The following is a 20,689-nucleotide window of genomic DNA, read 5'->3' as shown; positions in this document are numbered from 1 at the left end:
CCGTCACTAGTCGTACTTCCTCGGCATCATCAGCTGCACCTCCGTGCCCTCGCCGAGCGAGGTGCGGATGCGGACTTCGCCGCCGTGCCTCTCCATCCTCCCCCCGATGGAGTCCGCGAGGCCATGCCGGTCCTCCGGGACGGTCCCCGGGTCGAACCCCTTGCCCCGGTCGCGCACGAACACGGTGACGCGTTCCGGCTCCACCTCGCCGTACACGCTGATCTCCGCGACGCCCGCGTGCTTGGCCGCGTTGACCACCGCCTCGCGGGCCGCCTGCACCAGGGCGTACAGGTCGGGGTCCAGCTCGCAGTCGCCGACCACGACCTGCTGCACGGCCAGCGCGAACTGGTCCTCGACCTCGCCGGACGCCTTCGCGATGGCCGCGGACAGCGTCTTGGGCCTGCTGTTGTCCTCCAGGACGTTGCCGTACAGCCACTCGCGCAGCTGCCGCTCCTGGCCGCGGGCGAGGCGCTTGACCTCGCGCGGCTGCTCGGCCTGCTTCTGGATGAGCGCAAGCGTTTGCAGCACGGAGTCGTGCAGGTGGGCGGCGATCTCGGCGCGTTCCTCGGTGCGGATGCGGACCCGGCGCTCCTCGCCCAGGTCGTTGATCAGCTTGATCCACAGGGGCACGGTGAGCACCGCCACGCCGCCGAGCGTGGCGACCACGGCGAGCAGGGCGAACCGCAGCTGGTCGATGCCGTAGCTGTTGACCAGCAGCACGCCGATGCCGATGGCGACCAGCGCGACGCCCGCGAGCACCCGCACGAGCGTGGTGCGACCGCTGCCGAGGAGCCCGGACCGCGCGCCGTCCCGCCAGCGGCGGCGCTGCGCCTCGTCCGCCTCCCGCCACACCACGGCCGCGCCGACCATGGCCACCGCGAGCGGCCCGGTGATCCAGCCGCTGACCGGGCCGGAGAACAGGCCGGTGACGACGGCCGCGCCGATGCCCAGGGCCAGCAGGCCCAGCGCCTGCTGGCGCTCCCTCGGGTTCGGGGGCCGCTCGGGCACGTCGGCGGCCCGCTGCGGCACGAACAGCCACAGCAGGCCGTAGGCGATGACACCGACGCCGTTGAGCGCGGTCAGCGCGGCGAACACCGCGCGCACCCAGAACACCTCGACGCCCAGGTGCTCCGCGACACCGCCCGCCACACCCGCCACCACGCGTCCCGTGCGCCTGCGGCGGACCGGCTCCAGGGCCTTCGTCTCCACGCTCACCGCACGATCGTCACACGCGCGCGGGGGCCGGTCATCAGGGTTCCACCCCATGCCCGGTTCAGGGTGCGTCCCGGATGTGCCGGGCCCTCCCCGGCGGGCAAGCTCGTCACCGTGAGCGGGAACATCAGCGCAGCCGGCGTCGAGGAGACGCTGAAGGACTTCTGGGTCAGCCGACCCAGGCGGCCACACGACGGTCGCAAGATCGCGGGTGTCGCCGCCGGTATCGCGCAGCGGTACCAGATCGACCCGGTGATCGTCCGGGTGGCGTTCGTCGCGATGGCGCTGTGCAACGGCGCCGGGGTGCTCGTCTACCTGCTGGGCTGGCTGTTCCTGGCCCAGGAGGGCGACGAGTCGTCGGCGGCCGAGGCACTGGTGGGGCGCGGTCGCAGCTCGACCCCGACCCCGCTGACCGTGGCGCTGGGGATCGCCGTGCTGCCCGCGACGGGCTTCTTCGTCGACGGCGGGTTCACGATGGTCGGCGGCGTGCTGCTGTCCGTCGGCGGGATCTACCTGCTGCACCGCGGTCGCGGGCAGCTCAACCGACCGGACGCGCCACCGCCGCTGCCGGCCTACGACCCGGGGGTGCCGGTGCAGGAGCGGACGACCGAGCGGGTGACGCCACCGGCGTGGGACCCGCTGGGCGCGGCCCCCTTCGCGTGGGACCTGCCGGAGCCGGCGGGCTTGCCCGAACCGGTGGTGGCGCGGCCGGTGCGCCGCAGGTCCCGGGTCGGCGTGGCCACGTTCGGCGTGGCGATGCTGGTGCTGGCCGGTTCGGTGGTCGCGGCGGGCTACTCGGCCTGGTTCACCGCGCCGCACGTCATCGGGCTGCTGGTCGCGGTGATGGGCCTGGGCCTGGTGGCCGGCGCGCTGCGCGGCGGCGGCGGGGGCAAGGGCCTGCTGTGGTTCATCGTGCCGCTGTCGTTCGTCGGGGCCGGCATGACCGCCGCCGACCTGGACTCGATCAACACCGAGGGCATCGGCAGCAACCGGTCCGCCCCGACCTCCGTCGAGCAGGTGCTGGACCGCTACGAGACGGGTGTCGGCGAGGTCGACCTGGACCTGACCGGCCTGCCCGCCACGGGGACGGTGAAGACCTCCGTCGAGGTCGGCGTGGGCAGCGCCCGGGTGCGGGTGCCGGCCGGCGCGGACGTGGAGGTGACCTGCCGCACGGACCTCGGCTCGGTGCGCTGCCTGGACCGGGTGTCGGACGGCGAGGACCGGGAGGAGCGCGTCGAGGACGACGGCGCGGACGGTCCCGGTGGGCTGAGGATCGAGCTCGACGTGCGCAGCGACCTGGGAGAGGTGGAGGTGAGCCGTGGCTGACGGGGACTCGGTGGAGAAGCGGGGCGTCGACGTGGTCGGGCTGGTGTTCGGGGTCGCCGCCCTGGTCGCCGCCGCCTACATGCTCTCGGACGGCGCGTCGTGGCCCGACTTCCTCGACCTGAGGTGGGCGCTGGCGGGCGGGGCCGTGGTCATCGGCATCGGCCTGCTGGCGGGGTCGGCCCGGCGTCGCGGCTGAGGGTCCGGCGCCGCGGCCGGGGTTCAGGAGAAGCAGGAGGCCCGTCCCGGGTGGGACGGGCCTCCTGGCCGTTCAGGCGGGGATCACTCCCACTCGATGGTGCCCGGCGGCTTGCTCGTCACGTCCAGCACGACCCGGTTGACCTCCGCCACCTCGTTGGTGATGCGGGTCGAGATGCGCTCCAGCACGTCGTACGGCAGGCGCGTCCAGTCCGCCGTCATGGCGTCCTCGCTGGACACCGGCCGCAGCACGACCGGGTGGCCGTAGGTGCGGCCGTCGCCCTGGACGCCGACGCTGCGCACGTCCGCCAGCAGCACCACGGGGCACTGCCAGATCTGCCGGTCGAGGCCCGCGCTGGTCAGCTCCTCGCGGGCGATGGCGTCGGCCTTGCGCAGGATCTCCAGCCGCTCGGCGGTCACCTCGCCGATGATCCGGATGCCCAGGCCCGGCCCGGGGAACGGCTGCCGCTGCACGATCGTCTCCGGCAGGCCCAGCTCGGTGCCGACCCGGCGCACCTCGTCCTTGAACAGCGCGCGCAGCGGCTCGACGAGGGTGAACTGGAGGTCGTCCGGCAGGCCGCCGACGTTGTGGTGGCTCTTGATGTTCGCCGCGCCCGCGCCGCCGCCGGACTCGACCACGTCCGGGTACAGCGTGCCCTGCACGAGGAACCCGTAGTCGCCCTCGGCCTTGAGGTCGCGCTCGGCCTGCTCGAAGACGCGGATGAACTCGCGCCCGATGATCTTGCGCTTCTCCTCGGGGTCCGTGACGCCGGCCAGGGCGCCCAGGAACCGCTCGCGGGCGTCCACGGTCACCAGGTTCACGCCGGTCGCGGCCACGAAGTCGCGCTCGACCTGGGCGCGCTCACCGGCGCGCAGCAGGCCGTGGTCGACGAACACGCAGGTCAGGCGGTCACCGATGGCGCGCTGCACGAGTGCCGCGGCCACCGCCGAGTCGACGCCGCCGGACAGGCCGCAGATGGCCTTGCCGTCGCCGACCTGCTCGCGGACGCGCGCCACCTGCTCGTCCACGATCGACGAGGTCGTCCACTGGGGGCGGATGCCCGCGATCTCGTGCAGGAACCGGCGCAGCACCTCCTGGCCGTGCGGCGAGTGCCCCACCTCCGGGTGGTACTGCACGCCCGCGAACCGGCGCTCCCGGTTCTCGAACGCGGCCACCGGCGCGCCCTCGCTGGTCGCGGTCACGGTGAAGCCCTCGGGTGCCTTGGTCACCGAGTCGCCGTGGCTCATCCACACGGGGTGGCTGGCGGGCAGCTCCTCGTGCAGGAGGCCGCCGGACGCCCGCACGCCCAGCTCGGTGCGGCCGTACTCGCGGACGCCGGTGCGCTCGACCGTGCCGCCGAGGGCGCCCGCCATGGCCTGGAAGCCGTAGCAGATGCCGAACACCGGCACGTCGACGTCGAACAGCTTCGGGTCCACCTGCGGGGCGCCGGGCTCGTAGACGCTGGACGGCCCGCCGGACAGCACGATGGCGGCCGGGTCGCGTTCGAGCAGCTCCGCCACGGGTGTGGTGTGCGGGACGACTTCCGAGTAGACCTGCGCCTCCCGGACCCGTCGGGCGATCAGCTGCGCGTACTGCGCGCCGAAGTCGATGACCAGCACAGGGCGGTTGTTGCTCTCGGCCACTGCTGCAAAACCTCTCGTCTGGCGGATTCGCGCAGGTGAAGGATGTCATGCGTGGACGAGGAACTGCTCACCGGAGGCGGGCTCAACGAGGTGGTCCGGGTCGGGGCGACGGTGCGGCGCCCGACCGGGCCGTGGACGCCGAACGTGCACCGGCTGCTGGAACGCCTTGCGCCGCTTGGCATCGCGCCCCGCGCGCACGGCGTGGACGAGCGCGGCCGGGAGGTGCTGACCCACCTGGCGGGTGAGGTGGCCCACCCGCCGCTGCCGGGGTGGGCGCGCTCGGAGGAGGTGCTGGTGGCGGTGGCCCGGCTGGCCCGCCGGCTGCACGACGCGTCGGCCGGGCTCGCGCACGTGCGGGACGGCTGGCAGTTCCCGGCGCTGTCACCCGTCGAGGTGATCTGCCACAACGACCTGGCGCCGTACAACACGGTGTTCCGGGACGGCCTGCCGGTCGCGTTCATCGACTTCGACGGGGCCCGGCCGGGGCCGCGCTGGTGGGACCTCGCCTACACCGCGTACTGCCTGGTGCCGTTCTCGCCCGAGTGGGGGACACCCGACGAGCAGTGGCGGCGGGCGGAGCTGTTCTGCGCGGCCTACGGCACCGGGGTGACGGGCCTGGGGGCGCGCGTGCTCGCCCGGTTGGACGACATGGTGACCATGATCCGGGAGCGCCCGGAGTTCCACCGGCAGCGCGCGGAGCGCCACGACGAGTACTACCTCGGGCACGCGGTGTATGTGAAAGAGCACTTCCAAGATCGATAGGTAGAACCAACCCGGACGGGCATACGGTGTGGCCCATGGACGCGACCACCCCCGAGCCGAGGCCCTGCTGGATCGCCGGACACGCCGAGCAGGGCGTGCGGGCCATCACCGTCTTCCACCCGTTCGACGGCACGGAGGTGGCGTCGGTCGCGGTGCCGGGACCCGATCAGGTGGAGCGGGCCGTGGCCGCCGCGGCGGCCGTCGCCAAGGAGTTCCGGCGCACGCCGGCGCACGTCCGTGCCACCGCGCTGGTGCAGGTTTCCGAAGCGTTGGCCGAGCGCGCCGAGGAGATCGCCGAGACGATCACGGCGGAGAACGGCAAGCCGCTGCGGTGGGCGGAGATCGAGGTCCAGCGGGCCGTGAACACGTTCCGGTTCGCCGCCGAGGAGGCCCGCCGGTTCACCGGCGACCTCCAGCGCCTCGACACCGACCCGAACGGCGAGGGGCGGCTGGCCCTCGTGCGCCGGGTGCCGCGCGGCCCCGTGCTGGCCGTGGCGCCGTTCAACTTCCCGCTGAACCTGGTGGCGCACAAGGTCGCGCCCGCGCTGGCGGTCGGCGCGCCGGTGATCGTGAAGCCCGCGTCGGCGACGCCGCTGTCCGCGCTGCTGCTCGGCGAGCTGCTGGCGGCGACCGACCTGCCCGAGGGCGCGTTCTCCGTGCTGCCGGTGCGCGGCGGCGACATGAAGTCGCTGGTGACCGACGAGCGGCTGCCGGTCATCTCGTTCACCGGCTCGACCTCGGTCGGCTGGTCGCTGATGGACGACGCGCCGCGCAAGCACGTCGTGATGGAGCTGGGGTCGAACTCGGCGGCCGTCGTGTGCCCGGACTGGCCGGACCTGGACCTCGCGGCCTCGCGGATCGCCACGTTCGGCAACTACCAGGCCGGGCAGTCGTGCATCGCCGTGCAGCGGGTGATCGTGCACCGGGACGTGGCGGACGAGTTCGTGCCGAAGCTGGTGGCGGCCGTGCGGTCGCTGCGGACCGGCGACCCGCACGACCCCGAGGTCGAGGTCGGGCCGCTGATCGACGAGGACAACGCGCGCCGGGTCGAGGAGTGGGTGGCCGAGGCCGTCGCGGGCGGGGCGACCCTGCACGTGGGCGGCGGGCGCACCGGCACCACGGTCGAGCCGACCGTGGTGCAGGACGTGCCGGAGACGGCGAAGCTGTGGCACCAGGAGGTGTTCGGGCCGGTGCTCGCGGTGTCCGTGGTGGACTCGGTCGCGGAGGCGTTCGAGCAGGCCAACGCCACCGACTACGGGTTGCAGGCCGGTGTGTTCACCCGTGACGTGGCGGTCGCCTTCGAGGCGGCGGCCGAGCTGGAGGTCGGCGGCGTGATCATCGGCGACGTGCCGTCCTACCGGGCCGACCAGATGCCGTACGGCGGCGTGAAGGGCTCGGGCACGGGCCGCGAGGGCGTGCGGTCGGCGATGGAGGACTTCACCGAGGAGCGCACGATGGTGCTCACCGGCATCACCGTGTGAGCGCCTTGGCGACGGCCACGAGGCCGTCGACGAGCGCGCCGGGGTCGGAGCCGGTGGACAGGGCCCGCAGCTTGAGCCCCATCACCATGGCGACGACGGCCCCGGCGACCTCGTCGGCGACCTCGACGCCGATGGAGGCGAGCACGGTCGAGGCCAGCTCGTCGTACGCGGCGAAGCACTCGGCGGCGGCGGCGCGCAGCTCCGGGTCGCGCCCGGCGTGCAGGTACAGCTCGTAGGGGGCGATCCGGTCGCTGTCCGCCGGGGTCGCCTCGCCGACCTGGCACACCACCTCGACGACCTGCTCCAGGTCGGCGCACCCGGCCTGGTTCTCCCGCGCCAGGTCGGCGAACCGGCGCGTCTCCTCGGCGACGAAGTGCCGCATGCTCTCCCGCAGCAGGTCCTGCTGCGTGGCGAAGTGGTAGGTGATCGAGCCGAGCGAGACGCCCGCCTCCTGGGCGATGCGCCGGTTGGTCACGCCGGCGACGCCGTCCTCGCCGATGATCCGCAGCACGGCGCCGACGATCCGCTGCCGGGTTTCGACGGGCTTGGTCATAGCGCCATTCTCCCCTGCCGCCCGGTGTCCCCCCGCGCGCCCGCCGGATCGCTCCCGCTCCCCGCCGAACACCGCCGGTGATACTGTTCGTTCGAACGAACAATACGTCTCGGGGAGGGTCAATGCACGTCAGGGGAATGACCGCGCTGGTCACCGGCGCCTCCGGCGGGCTCGGGCAGGCCATCGCCCGCCGCCTGGCCGACGAGGGCGCGACGCTCGTGCTCACCGGCCGCCGGGTCGCCGAGCTGGAGCGGGTCGCCGACGCGACCGGCGCCCGCGTCGTCGTCGCGGACCTCGCCGACCCGGCCGACGTGACCCGGCTGGCCGAGGAGGCGGGCGAGGTGGACGTGCTCGTCGCCAACGCCGCGCTGCCCGCCAACGGCCCGGTCCTCGACTTCACGCCGGAGCAGGTCAAGCGCGCGCTCGCGGTCAACCTCGAAGCGCCGATCACCCTCACCCACGCCCTCGTGCCGGGGATGGTGGCGCGCGGGCACGGCCACGTCGTGCACATCGGCTCGCTCGCGGGCAAGGTCGCGAGCGCCTACTCCGCGCTCTACAACGCGTCCAAGTTCGGCCTGCGCGGCTTCAGCCTCGGGCTGCGCGAGGACCTGCGCGGCACCGGCGTCGGCGTCTCGGTCGTGGAGCCGGGCGTGGTGCGCGACGCCGGCATGTTCGTCGAGGCGGGCGGCGTGGCGCCCAAGGGCGTGCGGACCGTGTCGCCGGAGCAGGTCGCGGACGCCGTGCTCGCCTCGATCACCCGGGACCTGGCCGAGGTCACCGTGGCGCCGCCGGAGCTGAAGGCCGCCGCCGCGCTGGGCGGGACGTTCCCGGCGTTCTCGTCGTGGTTGCAGCGCCGGTTGGCCACCGGCGAGATGCAGCGCCGCATGGCCGGCCCGAACCGGGCGAAGCGCTGATGGCGGGCCCGGCCGCCCCGGCGCTCCCCCACCCGCGCTGGCGGGTGCCGGTCCTCGGCGACGTGGTGGGCCTGGACCTCCGCGCGCCCGTGCAGGACTCGATGCGGCACGGCCGCGAGCTGGGACCGATCTTCGCCCGCAAGTTCCTCGACCGGGAGATCGTGTTCGTCGGCGGCGCGGCGCTGGCCGCCGACCTGGCCGACGAGGCGCGGTTCACCAAGCACCTGGGCGTGGGCGTGGAGGCGCTGCGCGACATCGGCGGCGACGGGCTGTTCACCGCCTACAACGAGGAGCCGAACTGGAGGGCGGCGCACGACGTGCTGCTGCCCGGGTTCACCCAGGCCGCGATGCGCGGCTACCACCCGACGATGGTCGACGTGACCTCGCGGCTGGTGGCGAAGTGGGACCGCGGCGGACCCGTGGACGTGTCGGCGGACATGACCGCGCTGACGCTGGAGACCATCGGCCGGGTCGGGTTCGGGTACTCCTTCGACTCGTTCGAGCGGACCGGCGCGCACCCGTTCGTGAGCGCCATGACCGGCTCGCTGCGGTACGCGCAGCGCAAGGGCTTCACGTTCCCGCTGGTGCGCAAGCTGTTCGGCGCGCGGGCGGCGGAGCGGTACCGGCGCGACCTCGCGTACCTCGCCGAGGTGGTGGACGAGGTGATCCGGGCGCGGCGCGGGAAGGGCGGCGCGGACCTGCTGGCGCTGATGCTGGGCTCCGGCGCGCTGGACGAGGTGAACATCCGCAACCAGGTGATCACGTTCCTCGTCGCCGGGCACGAGACGACGTCCGGCGCGCTGTCGTTCGCCCTGCACTACCTGGCGCGCGACCCGGCGGTGGCGGACCGGGCGCGCGCCGAGGTCGACGCGGTGTGGGGCTCGGCGGAGGTCCCGGAGTTCGAGCAGGTCGCGAAGCTGCGGTACGTGCGGCGGGTGCTCGACGAGGCGCTGCGGCTGTGGCCGACCGCGCCCGCGTTCGCGCGCCAGGCGCGGCACGACACCGTGCTGGGCGGGCGGTACCCGATGAAGGCCGGCCACTGGGCGCTCGTGCTGCTGCCGCTGCTGCACCGCGACCCCGCGGTGTGGCCGTCGCCGGAGGAGTTCGACCCGGACCGGTTCGCGCCCGAGCGGGTCCGCGCCCGGCCCGCGCACGTCTACAAGCCGTTCGGGACGGGTGAGCGGGCGTGCATCGGGCGGCAGTTCGCGGTGCACGAGGCCACGCTGGCGCTGGGCACGCTGCTGCGCCGCTACGACCTCGTGGGGTCGCCGGACTACCGGCTGCGGGTCGCGGAGACGTTGACGCTCAAGCCCGAGGGGTTCACGCTCACGCCCCGTCGCCGCTGAGGCGGTCCGGGCCGCGGAGGGCGGCCAGCACCTCGCGCTCGTGCTCGGCGGTCCAGATCCGCGGCCAGTCCACGCCGTCGCACTCGTCCCAGTAGCGCTGCACGTCGAACGGCAGGCCGTGCTCGAACCCCGGCCACCGGCCGTAGCGCGGGGCGAGCGCGGCGCGCGCGGCCTCGTACGCGTCGCGCACCGAGCCGCCGGAGACGTGCGCCGTGCCGACGGTGCGGCGCAGCCCGTCCAGGTAGCGGCGGGACCGGGCGACGGCCGCCTCCACCTCGGCCCTGTCCCGCGCGGGCGCGCCCCGCCCGCCGACGAGCTGCTCCGCGCCCAGCGCCGCCACCCGGTCGAGGGTCGAGGTGGCCCACTCGTCGTGGAACGCCTCCCCGCCGCACGGCGCGGCGTGCGGCTCCACCAGGTCGCCCGCGAACAGGACGCGCTGGTGCGGCAGCCACACCACCGCGTCGCCCGCGGTGTGCCCGCGACCGGCGTGCCGCAGCTCGACCACGCCCCGGTCACCGCCGAGCGGGATGGTCAGCCGGTCGGAGAACGTCAGGGTCGGCCAGGTCAGGTCGGGGACGCCGCCGGGGTCCCCGAACAGCCGGGGCGACCGGGCCCGCGCCCGCTCCCGGTCCGCGCGACCGCGTTCGGCGATCAGCGCGCGGGTGTTCTCGTGCGCGACGACCTCGCGCGCGCCGAACGCGGGGGCGCCCAGCGCCCGCACCGCGTGGTAGTGGGTCAGGACGAGGTGGCGGACCGGTTTGCCGGTGCGCCGGCGCAGCACGTCGAGCCAGCGGCGGGTGGCGCCCGGCGTGGCGCGGGCGTCCACGCAGACCAGGAAGTCCTCCCCCTCGACGGCACCCACGTTCGGGTGATCCTCGGCGGTGAGGGCGTAGACGCCCTCGGCCAGTTCGACGAGGACCCCGTCCGCGGGGTCGGGCGCGAGCGGGGCCACACCCCCACCATAGGGGTGTTCCGGTCACACCGAGTGATTGCCCGTTGACGGGCCGGTCAGCGGGCCCTCAGGACGTCCTGACCTCCACGACCGGCAACCGCAGCGCGCCCGGCGCGTGCGCGGGGACGGCGGGGGCCTTCGGCGCCACGGGGGCGATCCGCCGGTACCCCTCCCCCTGCGCCGGGCGCCGGTCCGGTTCGCCCTTGTTCGGCCAGAGCGAGAACGCGCGCTCGGCCTGCGCGGTGATGGTGAGGGACGGGTTGACGCCCAGGTTGGCCGAGATCGCGGCCCCGTCGACGACCGACAGGGTCGGGTAGCCCCAGGCGCGGTGGTACGGGTCGATGACGCCCGCCGCCGGGTCGGAGCCGATGGGGCAGCCGCCGATGAAGTGGGCGGTGAGGGGGATGTTGACCAGCTCGCCCCAGGTGCCGCCCGCGATGCCGCCGATGATCCTCGCCGCCCGCGTGTTCGCCTCGTGCCCGGCCGGGATGAACGTCGGGTTCGGCTCGCCGTGCCCCTGCTTCGACGACAGCCCGCGGCGGCCGAACAGCCCTTTGCGGCTGTACGTGGTGATCGAGTTGTCCAGGCTCTGCATCACCAGCAGGATCACCGTCCGCTCGCTCCACCGGTGCACGGACAGCAGCCGCGCCAGGCGGACCGGGTGGCGGACCGCCTGCACCAGGAACTGGAGGATGCGCGGCGTGGACTTCGCGCCGTCCGTGGCCAGCGTCTGGAGCAGCCCCATGACGTTGCTGCCCCGGCCGTACCGCACCGGCTCGACGTGGGTCTGCTCGTCCGGGTGGATGGACGAGGTGATCGCCACGCCCCGGCTGAAGTTCCGCTCCTCGTCCACGGTGAACCGGCCCGCGCCGATGATCGCCTCGGAGTTGGTCCGGGTCAGCTCGCCCAGCCTCGGCGACAGCCCCGGCAGCGCGCCGGTGGCCTTCATCCGGTGCAGCAGCTGCTGGGTGCCCCACGTGCCGGCGGCCAGCACGACCTGTCCGGCGGTGATCGTGCGGCGGCCCCGGCGGACCTTGGCGCCCGTGCGCCGGGTGTCCACCGCCCACGTGCCGTCCGGCGCCTGCCGCAGGTCGGTGACGGTGGTGAGCGGCAGCACGGTGGCCCCGTTCCGCTCGGCCAGGTACAGGTAGTTCTTGACCAGGGTGTTCTTCGCGCCGACCCGGCAGCCGGACATGCACGCGCCGCACTGGGTGCAGCCGGTCCGGGCGGGTCCCGCGCCGCCGAAGTACGGGTCCTCGGCCCGTCGGCCGGGCTCGCCGAAGTACACGCCGACCGGCGTCGGGTGGTAGGTGTCGGCCACGCCCATCTCGGCCGCGACCTGCTGCATCACCACGTCCGACGGCGTGGTGGTCGGGTTCTCCACGACGCCGAGCACCCGCGACGCCTGGTCGTAGAACGGCGCCAGCTCGGACTCCCAGTCGGTGATGTGCGCCCACTGGCGGTCCTGGTAGAACGGCTTGAGCGGCCGGTACAGCGTGTTGGCGTAGACGAGGGACCCGCCGCCGACGCCGGAGCCCGCCAGCACCATCACGTTGCGCAGGGCGTGGATGCGCTGGATGCCGTAGCAGCCCAGGGCGGGCGCCCACAGGTAGCGGCGCAGGTTCCACGACGTCGTGGCGAACTCGTCGTCGGCGAACCGGCGACCGGCCTCGACGACGGCCACCCGGTAGCCCTTCTCGACCAGCCTGAGCGCGGCGACGCTGCCGCCGAAGCCAGAGCCCACGACCACGACGTCGAAGTCGGTGTTGTTACCGGCGAGTTCACCCATGCCCGCGAGGTTAGGCGTAACTTCCGGTAACAGCTAGTTCTCAATCGGTTCAGACGCCCGCACGCGAAAGGGCCCCCGCCGGAGCGGAGGCCCTCCGCGCACGACCGGTCAGCCGCGGATCGTCAGGCCGACCTTCTGGAACTCCTTCAGGTCGGAGTAGCCCGTCTTGGCCATCGCCCGGCGCAGCGAGCCGAACAGGTTCGTCACGCCCCGCGGGTCCACCGACGGACCGAACAGCAGGCTGCGCAGGTCCACGACCTGGTCCACGCCCGTCGACACGTGGCTGCGCGGCACCGAGGGGTGCGCCGACGCCGCCGTCCAGTACAGGCCCTGCGCGGGCGCCTCCGCCGCGGCGGCCAGCGGCTCGCCCAGCATCACCGCGTCCGCGCCGCAGGCGATCGACTTCGCCACGTCACCGCTGGTCAGCACGCCGCCGTCGGCGATCACGTGCACGTACCGGCCACCGGTCTCGTCCAGGTAGTCCCGGCGCGCGGCGGCGGCGTCCGCGATGGCCGTGGCCATCGGCACGCCGATGCCCAGCACCGCGTCCGTCGTCGTCACGCCCGGCGTGTAGCCGTAGCCGACGATCACGCCCGCCGCGCCCGTGCGCATCAGGTGCATCGCGGTCCGGTAGTCGCCGACGCCGCCCGCGATGACCGGCACGTCCAGGTCCGCGATGAACGACTTCAGGTTCAGCGGCTCCCCGTCGCGCGACACGTGCTCCGCGGAGATGATCGTGCCCTGCACGACCAGCACCTCCACGCCCGCCGCCAGCAGGTCCGGGGTCAGCTCGGCGGCCCGCTGCGGGCTGACCCGCACCGCGACCGTCACGCCCGACTCGCGCACCTGCTTGATCGCCTCGGCGATCAGGTCCATCCGGACCGGGGCGGAGTGCAGCTCCTGGAGCACCCTGACCGGCGCGGCCGGGTCGTCGGTGTCCTCCACCGACTGCACCAGGCGGAACAGCGCCTCCTCCACGTCGCCGTGCCGGGCCCACAGGCCCTCCGCGTTGAGGACGCCCAGGCCGCCCAGCTCGCCGATCGCGACCGCCGTGCCCGGCGACACGATGGCGTCGGTCGGGTGGGTGATCAGCGGGATCTCGAACCGGTAGGCGTCGATCTGCCACGCCGTCGAGACGTCCTTCGAGGACCGGGTCCTCCGGGACGGGATGATCTCGACGTCGTCCAGCTCGTAGGCCCGCCTCGCGGTCCGGCCCATGCCGATCTCGACCAGATCGCGCACCTCAGTCGTCCTTCCGTGGAACCAGCAGAACCAGTGGACCTTAGCTCAGCACCGCCCGGTTCAGCGGGTCGTGTAGTTCGGCGCCTCGACGGTCATGGTGATGTCGTGCGGGTGGCTCTCCTTCAGGCCGGCCGCCGTGATCCGCACCAGCTGCTTCTGCTGGAGGTCGGCGATCGTCCGGGAGCCGGTGTAGCCCATCGCGGCGCGCAGGCCGCCGGTGAGCTGGTGCACGACCGTGGACAGCGGCCCGCGGAACGGCGTGCGGCCCTCGATGCCCTCGGGCACCAGCTTGTCCTCGGACAGCACGTCGTCCTGGAAGTAGCGGTCCTTCGAGTACGACTTGCCCTGGCCGCGGCCCTGGAGCGCGGCCAGCGAGCCCATGCCCCGGTAGGTCTTGAACTGCTTGCCGTTGACCAGCACCAGCTCGCCCGGCGCCTCCGCGGTGCCCGCCAGCAGGCTGCCCAGCATGACCGCGCTCGCCCCGGCCGCGATGGCCTTCGCGATGTCGCCGGAGTACTGGATGCCGCCGTCGCCGATGACCGGCACGCCGGCCGGGCCGCACGCCAGGCTCGCCTCGTAGATCGCGGTGATCTGCGGCACGCCCACGCCCGCCACGACGCGCGTGGTGCAGATGGAGCCGGGGCCGACGCCGACCTTCACGCCGTCCGCGCCCGCGTCCACCAGGGCCTGCGCGCCGGCGCGGGTGGCGACGTTGCCGCCGACCACGTCCACCTCGTCGCCCAGCTCCTTCTTCACCCGGGCGACCATCTCCAGCACGTTGCGCTGGTGGCCGTGCGCGGTGTCGACCATGATCACGTCCACGCCCGCCTCGGCGAGCGCCATGGCGCGGGCGAAGCTGTCCTCGCCGACGCCGATCGCGGCGGCGCACAGCAGCCGGCCGTCCGGGTCCTTCGAGGCGTTCGGGTACTGCTCGGTCTTGACGAAGTCCTTGACCGTGATCAGGCCGCGCAGCTTGCCGTCGCCGTCCACGATCGGCAGCTTCTCGATCTTGTGCCGGCGGAGCAGGCCCAGCGCGGCGTCCGCGGACACGCCCACCTGGGCGGTGACCAGCGGGCCCTTGGTCATGACCTCGCTGACCCGACGCGAGTGGTCGACCTCGAACCGCATGTCGCGGTTGGTGATGATGCCCACCAGCTTGCCGCTCGCGTCGGTCACCGGCACGCCGGAGATGCGGTAGCGGGCGCACAGCTCGTCCACGTGCTTGATGGTGTCGTCGGGCGTGCAGGTGACCGGGTCGCTCACCATGCCCGCCTCGGAGCGCTTGACCGTCTCCACCTGGCGGGCCTGCTCGTCGACGGAGAGGTTGCGGTGCAGCACGCCGATGCCGCCCTGGCGGGCCATCGAGATGGCCATCCGGCCCTCGGTCACGGTGTCCATGGCGGCCGAGGCCAGCGGGACCCGGAGCGAGGTGTTGCGGGAGATCCTGGTGGCCGTGTCCACACCGCTCGGCACGATCTCGGATTCGGCGGGCAGCAGCAGTACGTCGTCGAAGGTCAGTCCCAGCATGGCGAACTTGGTCGGGACTCCGTCAGCGTTGAGCTCGCTGGTCATGGCGGCTGGCTTGCCTTCCGTCGTGCGGTGATCCCGCCGCCGCGGATCGGGTTTCCACAGGCGGCGATGGGTTCAGCCCATGGTATCTGGACGTGGTCGGGGGTCCGCCCGGTACCGTGCGGGGTCGTGCCGCACGACGCGTTGCCACCAGACCCGTTCGCGGGGGACCCGGACGACCCGGCCAGGGAGCTCGGCGAACCCGACCACGACCACGACCACCCGCCGATGGACGACGACGAGCGGGCCGAGCTGATCGGCGACCTCAGCGACCTCGCCGTCTACCAGGCGCTGCTGGAACCCCGTGCCGTGCGCGGGATCGTGGTCGACTGCGGCGAGTGCCAGGAGCCGCACTACCACGACTGGGCGCTGCTCCGGTCGAGCCTGGAGCAGCTGCTGGCCGACGGTCGGATGCGCCCGCACGAACCCGCGTACGACCCGGACCCGGCGTCCTACGTCAGCTGGGAGTACTGCCGCGGCTACGCGGACGGGGTCACCGCGACCGAGAGCGCCCGCTGACGGTGTGACGAAGCCCGCCCCCCGTGGGGGAGCGGGCTCGGTCACACCTCGTCGTGCCGCCCGGTCAGCCGGGCTCGGGGTCAGTTCTCCGGGACGTCCTGCGTGCCGGCCTCGCCCGGGGACTGGCCCGAGTTGCCCGGCGACTCCGTCTCGCCGCGCGTCCCGCCGGTCCCGCCCGTCGGGTCACCGCTCGACCCACCGGTCGGCTGGGGGTCCGGGCTGACGGTCGTGGTCGTGGTCTCCTCGGGCTGCACCACCGGGGTCGTCGTGGTCGACTCGGCCGGGACGGTCGTCTGGACCGGCAGGTCGGCCGACGGGACCGGGGCGACCGGCTGGGTCGACAGGGCGGGCGAGGGGGGCGTGCCCGTCGGCGTCTGCTCGGTGCTCTCCAGCATCTGCTTGAGCGACTCGTGCGTCTGGGTCAGGTCGCCCTTGTCGTCGTCGGAGACCGACTTCAGGATCTCCCCCGCCTTGTCGAGGATCTCCCCGGCCTCGTCGTAGCGGCCCTCGCGCAGTGCGGCGGTCGCCCGGCCCAGGTCGCCCTTGACCGTGACGGCGGCCTCGACCGACCGCGCGTGGTCGGAGTAGAGGACCCTCGTCAGGCCCCAGAGCGTGTCGCCGGGCTGGGCGTCCCGGGCGACCAGGCTCATCCCGGTGAACGCGATGGCCAGCACGGCCGCGGCGCTCGCGAGGGGGATGAGGAAGCGGTGCCTGCCCCGCTGCTGGGGGCGTGCCGCGGCGATGGTCGCCACGGCGGTGTCGGTGTCGACCAGCTCGCCCACCGGGCGGCTGTCCACCTCTCGCCGCCACGCGAGCAGCAGCGCGTTCAGCTCGTCCTCGACGAGCGCGTCCGCCTGCTCGGTGTCGCGCCCGCCGAGCGCGTCGAGCAGTGCGTCATCAGCTCGGATGCCCGCCAGGTCGTCCCCGGGGCCGACGACCGCGTCATCAGGTTGCGGCGGTCTCTCACCTCGTCCGCGCACGACTTCTCCGTTGCCCTTCCCGTGCTGGTCAACCACTCAGACCACCTCCTCCGACGCCAACGTCTTGCGCAAGCGGGCCAAGGCGCGGTGCTGCGCCACCCGGACCGCGCCAGGCGTGGACCCGACCGCATCGGCGGTCTCCTCGGCCGACAGGCCGACGACCACCCGGAGCAGCAGGATCTCCCGCTGCTTCTCCGGAAGGATCTTCAGGAGGACGGCCATCCGGTCGGACATCTCGCCCTGCATGGCCCGCTGTTCCGGGCCCGCCTCCGTTTCGGGGGCGTCGGGGACTTCCGGGACCGGCTCGGACCGGTTCCGGGCTGCGGAGCGATGAGCGTCGGCCACCTTGTGCGCGGCGATCCCGTAGACGAACGCCAAGAACGGCCGACCCTGGTCGCGATAGCTGGGCAGGGCCGTCAGCACCGCGAGACACACCTCCTGGGCCACGTCGTCCGCCGAAGCGAAAGACCTCTCCTGCCTTCCGACTCGGGCGCGGCAGTACCGCACCACCAGAGGGCGGATGGATGCCAGGAGCCGCTCGATCGCGAGGCGGTCGCCATCGACGGCTGCGCCCACTTCGGCGTCCAGTCCGTCCCCCAAGTTGGTCATCGCAGACAACAGCCCTGGTGTTACGCGTAGGCGTACCGACAACGAACGGCACGGGACGATCGACGTCGCCCGTACCGGTGACGCCTACCGTACCGGTCCGACCGCCCTCAGGAGGGCAACGGGTGCGCACTTCGCGCGTGACCAGCGGACACGCCGAGCGCAACGAGCCGGCCCGGCGACGATGACGTCGACCGGGCCGGCAAGAGGGAGGAACCGGTGTGACCCGTCCTACGAGACGAGGCCGCGCCGGAAGCCGTGCGCGACGGCCTGGGCGCGGTCGCGCACGCCGAGCTTGCGGAACAAGCGCCGCGCGTGCGTCTTCACCGTGTCCTCGGACAGGTAGAGCTCGCGCCCGATCTGCCCGTTGCTCTTGCCCTGGCTCATCCCGCGCAGTACCTGGAGCTCGCGCTCCGTCAGCTGCACGCCCGGGTCGGACGGCTGGCGCGGCGCGGGCACGCTGGTGCTCGCGAGCGTGTGCGCCAGCGCGGCCACCAACTCCGGGCGCGAGGCGTCCCAGCGGAGGTACCCGCGGGCCCCGCCGGCGATCGCGGCGGCGATGCTGCCCGCGTCGTCCGGTGCGCCGAAGACGATGACGTTTGCCTGCGGGTTGGCCGAGACGAGTCGCCGGGTCGCTTCGACCCCGGTCGGCACGGCGCGCTGGGTTCCCACCAGTACGACGTCGACCGGCTGCCTGGAGAAGCGCGCCAACAACTCGTCACCGTGCGCTACGCAGTCGATGCGGCTAACCCCGGGGACAGCCGACATCACGCGGGTGAGACCCTCCCGCACACTGCGCCGGTCGTCGCAAATAAGGACCGTGGTCACGGGGACTCCTTCCTGCAGCCGAGTGACGTTCCATATCCCCTATCGGACGCTAGGGGCCGAACCTTGACACGATCCGGTGCTTAATCCGTCAAGAACTTCGCCTCGGGGTCTGCGTTCGGGGGTTCCCCGGAACGGAGCAGCGATGTCGGGACCCAAGGCGAGCGCTCGGCCAATCGTCGGCCAATGGGATCGGCCCGTCTCAACACGCAGCTCAGAGCGCTTTTCGCACGATCTCTCATGTTCCAGCCATCCGCAGAAGTGCGGTCTGCCTGGGCGTTTGCGAGCACGAGTGCCGCTGGCCAGGACAACGACAGGAGGCCCGTTCGGTACGTGTGATTTAGGTCACAGTGCAGCATTCGGGTCCCCCTGTCAACGCTTTCGGGGGTCCCCAGGACCACCAGGGCGGTACCCAGGACGAGGTCCGACTTGAGGGTGTGGCGCAGGGCCCCGGCCTCGCGGGCGAGTGACGCGGCCACCTCGGCCGGAGCAACGGCTCGCTCCGCGTGACCACCGGCCAACTCGACCTCGGCGGCCACCCAGGCGTGGCGGACGCGCGTGCGCCAGCCCACCGGTTCGACCCGCGCGTGCAGCCGGCGGGCCTCGCCGAGCCTGCCCGCGCCCAGGGCGTCCGCCGCCAGGCCGAGCAGCGCGTCGGCGCGGGCGCCCGCCGCGTCCACGCCGTCGGGGTCCTCCGCTCCCCCGGCGGCGGGCGCGGTCGCGAGCGCCACGGCGTCGAGGCGGCGCGCGGCGGCGTGGCCACCGAGCTGGCGGCGGTGCGAGGCCAGCGCGGAGGCCGCCAGCGACCCGAACAGCCCGCCGCCCCGGACCAGCCCGCCCAGCGCCGACGCCGCCGCCGCGTAGTGCCCGCGCCCGCCGAGCGCGACGGCGGCGAGCCACCGCTCCTCCGGGCCGCCGCGCAGCCCGGCCCACACGTCGGCGTCGGGCCGGTCGCCGAACGCGGCTCGTCTCAGTTCCACTCCCCCATCCTGCAACCCACCCCCGACAGTCCCGACGACGAGCGCAGGACTCACCCGTCACGAGCGCATGACTCACCCGTCGCGAACGCAGGACTCAGGGGTCCTGAGCGTTGGACTCGCGGGGCCGGAACGTACGACTCTCGCGCGAGTCCGACGCTCGCGACGCGTGAGTCCAACGCTCAGGGCTCGTGAGTCCAACGCTCAGGGCGGGTGAGTTCTGCGTTCGAGGGGGGGAGGGGTGGGTCAGCAGACCGCTTGTTCCAGGCGGTCGGCGGCGGTGGGCAGGTCGGGCAGGCGCTCGGCCGGGCGGGGGACCGCGGCGCGCGCCCAGCCGGGGCCGCCGGCGAAGAAGCGGACCTGCTGGCGGGTCCGGGGCAGGGCGGTGACCAGGACCGGGTCGGCGTAGCGGGACAGCTGGGCCCACACGACCACGGCGGCGGGGGCGGTGCGGCGGACGGCGGCGACCAGGGCGTCCAGCGGGAGGGCGGCGCCCAGGTGGCGGACGCCGACGCCGCGCCGGGACAGTTCGGCGACGAGGGGGTGGAGGGGCAGGTCGTGCCGCTCGCCCGGGGCGCACGCCAGCAGCACCGGCCGGTGGTTGCGGGGCTCGGTGACGATCGGCGTGGCGCGGACCAGGGCAGCCCGGACGCACTCCTCCAGCAGGTGCGCCACCTCGACGCCCTGGCCCGACCGCTCCCGGCGGGCGGCGACGGCGGCCATCACCGGGCGGACCACCTCGTTCCAGGTCGCGACCACGCCGTCGGCCTCGACGGCGTCGGCGAGCAGGGTCTGCGCGGCCGCCGAGTCCAGCGCCAGCACGGCCCGGCCCACGCCCCTGGCCCGCCGGTTCGCGCCCCGCAGCCGCAGGCCGGGTCCGGCAGCCGAGGCGACGGGCCGGCCGGGAGCGGGAGCGGTGGGCGCGGGGCCGGTGGGAGCGGCGCCCGTGAGGGCGTACTCGGCGGCCTCGGCGGACGACGCGCCCCGCTGGAGGGCGCGCCGCATCAGCTCCAGGCGGGCCACGTCGTGCGGGCCGTACTTGCGGTGTCGCCCGGTCGTGTGATCACCAGGTCCGAGGCCGTAGCGCCGGTCCCAGGTACGGAGCGTGGCGGGCGCGACGCCCAGCCTGCGGGCCACGGCGGCCACCGACAGGGTCAGCGGGGGCGCGGGATCGCCCTCTGCCGCAACGGTTTCCCGCTCGCCCTCGGGCGTCGGTCCGGGCCGGTCGGCGGGCGTTGTCACACCGACATCGTGCGTTCACCCGAAGTCACCGGCAACCCCGGGTTTCAACCTCATTCCAACACCCTTCGAATGAATTGCCGCCAATACCTCCTCCGCCCTCTTGAACAAGTTTTGGCGCGGTTCTACGGTGGATCATCGTTAAGCCGAATGGAGCAGTGACGGCCATGGGCCAAGGAGGCGGTCTCGATGGCGGACACCCGAAGGCTTCCCGGTCCCAACGCGGATCTCTGGGACTGGCAGATGCGCGGCTCGTGCCGCGGGATGGACAGCGCGTTCTTCTTCCACCCGGACGGTGAACGCGGACCGGCAAGGGCACGGCGCGAGGCGAGGGCGAAAGCCGTGTGCCTCTCGTGCCCGGTACTGGAGATGTGCCGGCGGCACGCGCTGGCGGTGCAGGAACCGTACGGGATCTGGGGAGGGCTCTCCGAATCCGAACGGGACAGCATCATCAAGGCTCGGAAGAGGCACCTCACGCCGGCCTGACCGAAGAACGCCGAAGGGCGGCACCCGCGTGGGGTGCCGCCCTTCGGCGTCGGAACGCGACCGGGAGGTCCC

20 protein-coding genes are annotated in these 20,689 nt (G+C 73.6%); 8 read left to right on the top strand and 12 right to left on the bottom strand.

Annotated features, from left to right (window positions below):
- Nucleotides 1-6 precede the first annotated feature (6 nt).
- Nucleotides 7-1,266 carry an ATP-binding protein gene (locus ACR807_RS17265; RefSeq protein WP_438922346.1) on the bottom strand — a complete coding sequence of 420 codons (1,260 nt, stop codon included), beginning with the start codon at nucleotides 1,264-1,266 and terminating at the stop codon, nucleotides 7-9.
- A gap of 60 nt (nucleotides 1,267-1,326) precedes the next feature.
- On the opposite strand from ACR807_RS17265, the gene ACR807_RS17260 reads away from it, so the two are divergent.
- Both ACR807_RS17260 and ACR807_RS17255 read left to right on the top strand, forming a co-directional pair.
- Nucleotides 1,327-2,538, top strand: coding sequence for a PspC domain-containing protein (locus ACR807_RS17260; RefSeq protein WP_438922345.1), 1,212 nt, complete (start codon nucleotides 1,327-1,329; stop codon nucleotides 2,536-2,538).
- Complete coding sequence (locus tag ACR807_RS17255; RefSeq protein WP_438922344.1) at nucleotides 2,531-2,734, top strand: hypothetical protein; 204 nt, start codon at nucleotides 2,531-2,533, stop codon at nucleotides 2,732-2,734. Before ACR807_RS17260 ends, ACR807_RS17255 begins: the two co-directional genes overlap by 8 nt.
- Before the next feature lie 83 nt (nucleotides 2,735-2,817).
- Here the strand turns inward: ACR807_RS17255 and guaA are convergent, their stop codons facing one another.
- On the bottom strand, nucleotides 2,818-4,377 hold the full coding sequence (gene guaA / locus ACR807_RS17250; protein WP_438922343.1) for a glutamine-hydrolyzing GMP synthase: 1,560 nt from the start codon (nucleotides 4,375-4,377) through the stop codon (nucleotides 2,818-2,820).
- 51 nt (nucleotides 4,378-4,428) lie between these two features.
- Between guaA and ACR807_RS17245 the strand changes: the two genes are divergently transcribed.
- Entirely contained in the window at nucleotides 4,429-5,139 is a 711-nt protein-coding gene (locus ACR807_RS17245; RefSeq protein ID WP_438922342.1) for a phosphotransferase, read from the top strand.
- 35 nt (nucleotides 5,140-5,174) lie between these two features.
- Nucleotides 5,175-6,620: an aldehyde dehydrogenase family protein gene (locus tag ACR807_RS17240; RefSeq protein WP_438922341.1), complete on the top strand. Its 1,446-nt coding sequence runs from the start codon at nucleotides 5,175-5,177 to the stop codon at nucleotides 6,618-6,620.
- Here ACR807_RS17240 and ACR807_RS17235 read toward each other — a convergent pair.
- Nucleotides 6,610-7,173, bottom strand: coding sequence for a TetR/AcrR family transcriptional regulator (locus tag ACR807_RS17235; RefSeq protein WP_438922340.1), 564 nt, complete (start codon nucleotides 7,171-7,173; stop codon nucleotides 6,610-6,612). The two genes, ACR807_RS17240 and ACR807_RS17235, sit on opposite strands and share 11 nt — an antisense overlap.
- Nucleotides 7,174-7,295: 122 nt before the next feature.
- Here ACR807_RS17235 and ACR807_RS17230 point away from each other — a divergent pair, with 122 nt between their 5' ends.
- On the top strand, nucleotides 7,296-8,087 hold the full coding sequence (locus tag ACR807_RS17230) for an SDR family NAD(P)-dependent oxidoreductase (RefSeq protein ID WP_438922339.1): 792 nt from the start codon (nucleotides 7,296-7,298) through the stop codon (nucleotides 8,085-8,087).
- Nucleotides 8,087-9,433: a cytochrome P450 gene (locus ACR807_RS17225; RefSeq protein WP_438922338.1), complete on the top strand. Its 1,347-nt coding sequence runs from the start codon at nucleotides 8,087-8,089 to the stop codon at nucleotides 9,431-9,433. Before ACR807_RS17230 ends, ACR807_RS17225 begins: the two co-directional genes overlap by 1 nt.
- Here the strand turns inward: ACR807_RS17225 and ACR807_RS17220 are convergent.
- The 4 genes from ACR807_RS17220 to guaB form a co-directional block, all read right to left on the bottom strand.
- Nucleotides 9,414-10,385 (bottom strand): MBL fold metallo-hydrolase, encoded by a 972-nt coding sequence (locus tag ACR807_RS17220; protein ID WP_438922337.1) that lies wholly within the window; start codon nucleotides 10,383-10,385, stop codon nucleotides 9,414-9,416. The two genes, ACR807_RS17225 and ACR807_RS17220, sit on opposite strands and share 20 nt — an antisense overlap.
- Nucleotides 10,386-10,452: 67 nt before the next feature.
- On the bottom strand, nucleotides 10,453-12,174 hold the full coding sequence (locus tag ACR807_RS17215; RefSeq protein ID WP_438922336.1) for an FAD-dependent oxidoreductase: 1,722 nt from the start codon (nucleotides 12,172-12,174) through the stop codon (nucleotides 10,453-10,455).
- Nucleotides 12,175-12,282: 108 nt separating this feature from the next.
- Entirely contained in the window at nucleotides 12,283-13,416 is a 1,134-nt protein-coding gene (locus tag ACR807_RS17210) for a GuaB3 family IMP dehydrogenase-related protein (RefSeq protein WP_306743583.1), read from the bottom strand.
- Between the two features lie 60 nt (nucleotides 13,417-13,476).
- Nucleotides 13,477-14,988, bottom strand: a complete 1,512-nt coding sequence (guaB, locus tag ACR807_RS17205) for an IMP dehydrogenase (protein ID WP_438922335.1) — start codon at nucleotides 14,986-14,988, stop codon at nucleotides 13,477-13,479.
- Nucleotides 14,989-15,054: 66 nt separating this feature from the next.
- On the opposite strand from guaB, the gene ACR807_RS17200 reads away from it, so the two are divergent.
- Nucleotides 15,055-15,504 carry a DUF5319 domain-containing protein gene (locus tag ACR807_RS17200; protein WP_438922334.1) on the top strand — a complete coding sequence of 150 codons (450 nt, stop codon included), beginning with the start codon at nucleotides 15,055-15,057 and terminating at the stop codon, nucleotides 15,502-15,504.
- Between the two features lie 80 nt (nucleotides 15,505-15,584).
- On the opposite strand, the gene ACR807_RS17195 is transcribed toward ACR807_RS17200, so the two are convergent.
- From ACR807_RS17195 to ACR807_RS17175, 5 genes are all read right to left on the bottom strand, one after another.
- Nucleotides 15,585-16,484: an anti-sigma-D factor RsdA gene (locus ACR807_RS17195; RefSeq protein WP_438922333.1), complete on the bottom strand. Its 900-nt coding sequence runs from the start codon at nucleotides 16,482-16,484 to the stop codon at nucleotides 15,585-15,587.
- A gap of 36 nt (nucleotides 16,485-16,520) precedes the next feature.
- On the bottom strand, nucleotides 16,521-17,093 hold the full coding sequence (locus tag ACR807_RS17190; protein WP_438922332.1) for a sigma-70 family RNA polymerase sigma factor: 573 nt from the start codon (nucleotides 17,091-17,093) through the stop codon (nucleotides 16,521-16,523).
- Nucleotides 17,094-17,321: 228 nt separating this feature from the next.
- Nucleotides 17,322-17,918: a response regulator transcription factor gene (locus tag ACR807_RS17185; RefSeq protein WP_015805222.1), complete on the bottom strand. Its 597-nt coding sequence runs from the start codon at nucleotides 17,916-17,918 to the stop codon at nucleotides 17,322-17,324.
- Nucleotides 17,919-17,998: 80 nt separating this feature from the next.
- Nucleotides 17,999-18,895, bottom strand: a complete 897-nt coding sequence (locus ACR807_RS17180; protein WP_438922331.1) for a hypothetical protein — start codon at nucleotides 18,893-18,895, stop codon at nucleotides 17,999-18,001.
- Nucleotides 18,896-19,138: 243 nt separating this feature from the next.
- On the bottom strand, nucleotides 19,139-20,134 hold the full coding sequence (locus tag ACR807_RS17175) for a MerR family transcriptional regulator (RefSeq protein WP_438922330.1): 996 nt from the start codon (nucleotides 20,132-20,134) through the stop codon (nucleotides 19,139-19,141).
- A 186-nt stretch (nucleotides 20,135-20,320) separates the two neighbouring features.
- Between ACR807_RS17175 and ACR807_RS17170 the strand changes: the two genes are divergently transcribed.
- Complete coding sequence (locus ACR807_RS17170; protein WP_438922329.1) at nucleotides 20,321-20,617, top strand: WhiB family transcriptional regulator; 297 nt, start codon at nucleotides 20,321-20,323, stop codon at nucleotides 20,615-20,617.
- Nucleotides 20,618-20,689: the final 72 nt, after the last annotated feature.

It is taken from the genome of Saccharothrix sabaoui (assembly GCF_051756985.1).
Lineage (GTDB): Bacteria > Actinomycetota > Actinomycetes > Mycobacteriales > Pseudonocardiaceae > Actinosynnema.
This window is presented reverse-complemented; position numbering and strand designations above follow the sequence as displayed.